The sequence below is a fragment of the uncultured Kluyvera sp. genome (genome assembly GCF_902485085.1).
Classification (GTDB): Bacteria; Pseudomonadota; Gammaproteobacteria; order Enterobacterales; family Enterobacteriaceae; genus Kluyvera; species Kluyvera ascorbata.
In genome coordinates, this window is record NZ_CABTJS010000102.1 from 1 (window position 1) to 4884 (window position 4884).

General features: G+C 50.0%; 4 protein-coding genes and 4 tRNA genes. 7 read left to right on the top strand and 1 reads right to left on the bottom strand.

Annotation, left to right across the window (positions count from 1 at the left end; all coding sequences use genetic code 11):
- Positions 1-276: 276 nt before the first annotated feature.
- Both murB and birA read left to right on the top strand, forming a co-directional pair.
- A complete protein-coding gene (gene murB / locus RDN66_RS12180) occupies positions 277-1305 on the top strand; it encodes a UDP-N-acetylmuramate dehydrogenase (RefSeq protein WP_035897766.1) in 1029 nt (342 codons plus the stop codon).
- Positions 1302-2264: a bifunctional biotin--[acetyl-CoA-carboxylase] ligase/biotin operon repressor BirA gene (birA, locus tag RDN66_RS12185; RefSeq protein ID WP_035897764.1), complete on the top strand. Its 963-nt coding sequence runs from the start codon at positions 1302-1304 to the stop codon at positions 2262-2264. Before murB ends, birA begins: the two co-directional genes overlap by 4 nt.
- Before the next feature lie 37 nt (positions 2265-2301).
- On the opposite strand, the gene coaA is transcribed toward birA, so the two are convergent.
- Entirely contained in the window at positions 2302-3252 is a 951-nt protein-coding gene (gene coaA, locus RDN66_RS12190; protein ID WP_123652866.1) for a type I pantothenate kinase, read from the bottom strand.
- Positions 3253-3665: 413 nt separating this feature from the next.
- Between coaA and RDN66_RS12195 the strand changes: the two genes are divergently transcribed.
- From RDN66_RS12195 to RDN66_RS12215, 5 genes are all read left to right on the top strand, one after another.
- Positions 3666-3741: transfer RNA gene (locus RDN66_RS12195), tRNA-Thr, on the top strand.
- Between the two features lie 10 nt (positions 3742-3751).
- Positions 3752-3836 (top strand) — tRNA-Tyr (locus RDN66_RS12200).
- 119 nt (positions 3837-3955) lie between these two features.
- Positions 3956-4030: transfer RNA gene (locus tag RDN66_RS12205), tRNA-Gly, on the top strand.
- A 5-nt stretch (positions 4031-4035) separates the two neighbouring features.
- A tRNA-Thr gene (locus RDN66_RS12210) sits at positions 4036-4111 on the top strand.
- Between the two features lie 118 nt (positions 4112-4229).
- Positions 4230-4884 (top strand): GTP-binding protein (locus RDN66_RS12215; RefSeq protein ID WP_072078376.1); only part of this gene is annotated, 655 nt, incomplete at its 3' end.

Genomic DNA, 4884 nt, shown 5'->3' on the forward strand with positions numbered 1-4884 from the left:
ACTCAGAAGTGAAACGCCGTAGCGCCGATGGTAGTGTGGGGTCTCCCCATGCGAGAGTAGGGAACTGCCAGGCATCAATCAGTGAAGAAGCCCATCCTGACGGATGGGCTTTTTTGCGTCTGCGGGAAAGGAAAGCGCGCTGCCGGATGGCGGCGAAAACGCCTTATCCTACCTATTGTTTATACTTACGTTGATATTTTCTCCCTCTATATAACAGCAAGCCTTCCCCGAGCAGATACGGTAAACTATCGGCGATTTAGCATCAGGAAAGCAGCTATGACCCATTCCCTAAAACCCTTGAATACCTTCGGCATTGACCACTGTGCAAAGCACATCGTATGCGCTGAAAACGAACAACAATTACTGAGCGCCTGGCAGCAATCTACCCGTGAAGGGCTGCCAGTTATGATCCTGGGTGAAGGAAGTAACGTCCTGTTTCTGGAAGATTATTCCGGTACAGTGATCCTTAACCGCTTGAAAGGTATTGAGGTTAGTGAAACGGCTGATGCATGGCATCTGCACGTTGGTGCGGGAGAGAACTGGCATAATCTGGTTCGCTATGCACTGGATAACAACATGCCTGGCCTTGAAAATCTGGCGCTTATTCCTGGCTGTGCCGGGTCATCCCCGATTCAGAATATCGGTGCCTATGGTGTTGAGCTGCAGCAAGTCTGCGAATATGTCGATTGCATCGAACTTGCTACCGGTGAACGTAAACGACTTAGTGCGAAGGACTGTCAATTCGGCTACCGCGACAGCATCTTCAAACACGCCTATCAGGACCGCTTTGCTATTGTTGCCGTTGGATTCCGGCTCACGAAAGTGTGGAAACCCGTGTTAACGTACGGAGATCTTACGCGTCTTGACCCTGAAACGGTGACCCCGCGTGAAGTATTCGACTCCGTTTGCCATATGCGTATGACTAAACTACCCGACCCCAAGGTCAACGGCAACGCAGGCAGCTTCTTTAAGAATCCAGTCGTTAGTGCTGAGTATGCGCAAGCGCTGCTGGTAAACTTCCCGAAAGCGCCACATTATCCTCAGGCCGATGGCAGCGTTAAGCTAGCAGCTGGCTGGCTTATCGATCAGTGCCAGTTGAAAGGCCATATTGAGGGAGGCGCTGCGGTGCATCAACAGCAAGCGCTGGTACTGGTCAACGTCGACAGCGCGCAGAGCTGTGATGTGGTCAAGCTAGCACACCATGTCCGCCAGCAGGTGGGCGACAAATTTAACGTCTGGCTTGAGCCTGAAGTCCGCTTTATTGGACAAACAGGTGAAGTAAATGCGGTTGAGGTAATCAAATGAAAGATAATACGGTGCCATTAACGCTCATTTCCTTGCTAGCCGATGGTGATTTCCACTCCGGAGAGCAGCTGGGGGAGAAGCTTGGTATGAGCCGCGCGGCGATCAACAAACATATCCAGACGTTACGCGACTGGGGTGTTGATGTCTTTACCGTTCCCGGTAAGGGCTACTGCCTGCCGGAGCCAATCCAGCTATTGGAAGCGGAGCGGATTCAACGTGCTGTGGATTACGGGGATGTGGCTGTACTGCCGGTGATTGACTCTACCAACCAATATTTGCTCGATCGCATTGGTGAATTGAAATCCGGTGATGCCTGTGTGGCTGAATATCAGCAGGCTGGCCGAGGCCGCCGCGGCCGTAAGTGGTTCTCCCCGTTCGGCGCTAACCTCTATTTGTCCATGTACTGGCGTCTGGAGCAGGGGCCTGCCGCAGCGATTGGCCTAAGTTTGGTTATCGGTATTGTCATGGCCGAAGTATTACAAAGTTTGGGCGCCGAGAAGGTTCGGGTGAAGTGGCCAAATGACCTCTATCTCAACGACCGCAAACTGGCCGGCATTCTGGTGGAACTGACCGGTAAAACCGGTGATGCTGCGCAAATTGTCATTGGAGCTGGGATTAACCTGGTGATGCGTCGTGTCGAAAACGATGTCATCAATCAGGGTTGGATTAACTTGCAGGAGGCGGGGATCGTTATCGATCGCAATGTCCTGGCGGCAAGGTTGATCAATGAATTACATGACGCGCTGCACCTCTTTGAACAGGAGGGGTTAGCCCCATATCTGTCCCGTTGGGATAAATTAGATAACTTTATTAACCGTCCAGTGAAATTAATTATCGGTGATAAAGAGATATTTGGTATTTCTCGTGGGATCGATACTCAAGGTGCTTTATTACTGGAGCAGGAAGGGGTGATTAAACCCTGGATGGGCGGCGAAATTTCGCTACGTAGCGCAGAATAAAAAAAGGGAGCCGCGGCTCCCTTTTCTTTTATCTCGATTATTTCCGAAGACGAACTTGCTCAACAGAGTGGTTGGCGCTTTTTGTCAGGATCAGACTTGCGCGCTCACGCGTTGGTAGGATATTTTCGTTTAAATTCCTGAGGTTAATCTCATTCCACAATGAAGTCGCAACGTTAATTGCCTCTTCTTTAGAAAGCTGTGCATAGTTATGGAAATAAGAATCTGGATCGGTGAAGGCACCTTCACGGAATTTCAGGAAACGATTGATATACCAGGATTGTAATAATTTCTCCGGAGCATCGACATAAATAGAGAAATCAACAAAATCGGAAACAAATACATGGTGCGGGTCGTGAGGATAATCCATTCCGCTTTGTAGTACATTGAGCCCCTCCAGAATGAGTATATCTGGATGGGTGACCGTTTTATCGCCATCAGGAATAACATCATAAATAAGATGGGAATAAACCGGTGCCGTCACGTCCGGTACTCCTGACTTCAGGTCAGAGACAAACTTCACCAGTCGATGCATATCATAAGACTCTGGGAAGCCTTTCTTCTTCATCAACCCGCGCTCTTTCAACACCTCATTAGGGTGCAGGAAGCCATCGGTGGTAATGAGCTCAACGCGACGATGCTCTGGCCAGCGGCTGAGAAGCGCCTGGAGAACACGAGCGGTTGTGCTTTTACCTACCGCCACGCTGCCGGCGATGCTGATGATATAAGGAATACGCTGGCCGTTGGTGCCAAGGAATTGTTCCAGCACCGCCTGGCGGCGCAGGTTAGAACTAATATAGAAGTTCAGTAAACGGGACAAAGGCAAATAGATCTCCGCCACTTCTTCTAGCGACAGATCTTCGTTGATACCTTTTAAGCGTGTAATTTCGCCTTCAGTCAGGGTCATTGGCACGGAATCGCGAAGCGCCGCCCACTGGCTACGATCGAACTGTAGATAAGGTGTCATTAACGTTTGCTCTTGTTTTCTCATAAGCATGTTCTGGCTGCCGCGCTGATAACACGCGACGCTTCACATTCAGTTAATCAGGACAATGGGCAGGAGGTTAACACCAGATGGATTATAAAAAGAAGAAAAAATCCAAATGAGTGGTGCTTTCGTGAGAAAACCCCAGAGTTTGTTGCCAATGCAACCGGCGAGCGTAAGTGATAGGGAATAGTAAAGAAGCGAAGCCGCTAATGACGACAGCTAGTCGGGCGCTACTAGACCTGAAATGGCAACAGCAAGCCGCAGAGAATAGAGAGAATTGCGCTATTTTTGTTCACGAAAATACCATTTTGCTGAGTTTTTACGCGTGAACGCACAAAACATGAGCGATAGAACATTTTATGCAAATTTTTAGTTGCATGTCGCCGCAGGTCTCCATAGAATGCGCGCTACTTGATGCCGACTTAGCTCAGTAGGTAGAGCAACTGACTTGTAATCAGTAGGTCACCAGTTCGATTCCGGTAGTCGGCACCATCAAGTACCTGGTGGGGTTCCCGAGCGGCCAAAGGGAGCAGACTGTAAATCTGCCGTCACAGACTTCGAAGGTTCGAATCCTTCCCCCACCACCACTTTCCGGCTAAGCATTGCGAAGCCAGAGTTGGTCGGTAAAATGACGAACTCAAACAAAGAAAAGAGAGCAATCTCTTTTTTTTGGCACAGAAAGAACTGGGTAGCCGAGTTTTAGGATGCGGGCATCGTATAATGGCTATTACCTCAGCCTTCCAAGCTGATGATGCGGGTTCGATTCCCGCTGCCCGCTCCAGACGTGCTGATATGGCTCAGTTGGTAGAGCGCACCCTTGGTAAGGGTGAGGTCCCCAGTTCGACTCTGGGTATCAGCACCACTTCACTTCTCCCTCCCGTTTCTCTCTGTTTACTTTTAAAAGCATTCAACAGCTCAGGTATATTGCCTGGTTGATGTGGTGATATCACCGATTTATCCGTGTCTTAGAGGGACAATCGATGTCTAAAGAAAAATTTGAACGTACTAAACCGCACGTTAACGTCGGTACTATCGGCCACGTTGACCATGGTAAAACAACGCTGACCGCTGCAATCACTACCGTTCTGGCTAAAACCTACGGCGGTGCTGCTCGCGCATTCGATCAGATCGATAACGCGCCGGAAGAAAAAGCACGTGGTATCACCATCAACACTTCTCACGTTGAATATGACACCCCGACTCGACACTACGCGCACGTAGACTGCCCGGGCCACGCCGACTATGTTAAAAACATGATCACCGGTGCTGCTCAGATGGATGGCGCGATCCTGGTTGTTGCTGCGACTGACGGCCCGATGCCGCAGACTCGTGAGCACATCCTGCTGGGTCGTCAGGTAGGCGTTCCGTACATCATCGTGTTCCTGAACAAATGCGACATGGTTGATGACGAAGAGCTGCTGGAACTGGTAGAAATGGAAGTGCGTGAACTTCTGTCTCAGTACGATTTCCCGGGCGACGACACTCCGATCGTTCGTGGTTCTGCTCTGAAAGCGCTGGAAGGCGACGCAGAGTGGGAAGCGAAAATCATCGAACTGGCTGGCTTCCTGGATTCTTACATCCCGGAACCAGAACGTGCTATCGATAAGCCGTTCCTGCTGCCAATCGAAGACGTAT

What these genes read in the sequence shown, in the direction of transcription:
- murB (WP_035897766.1), top strand. Translation starts at nt 277, where the DNA reads ATGACCCATTCCCTAAAACCCTTGAATACCTTCGGCATTGACCACTGT.
- birA (WP_035897764.1), top strand. Translation starts at nt 1,302, where the DNA reads ATGAAAGATAATACGGTGCCATTAACGCTCATTTCCTTGCTAGCCGAT.
- coaA (WP_123652866.1), bottom strand. Translation starts at nt 3,252, where the DNA reads ATGAGAAAACAAGAGCAAACGTTAATGACACCTTATCTACAGTTCGAT.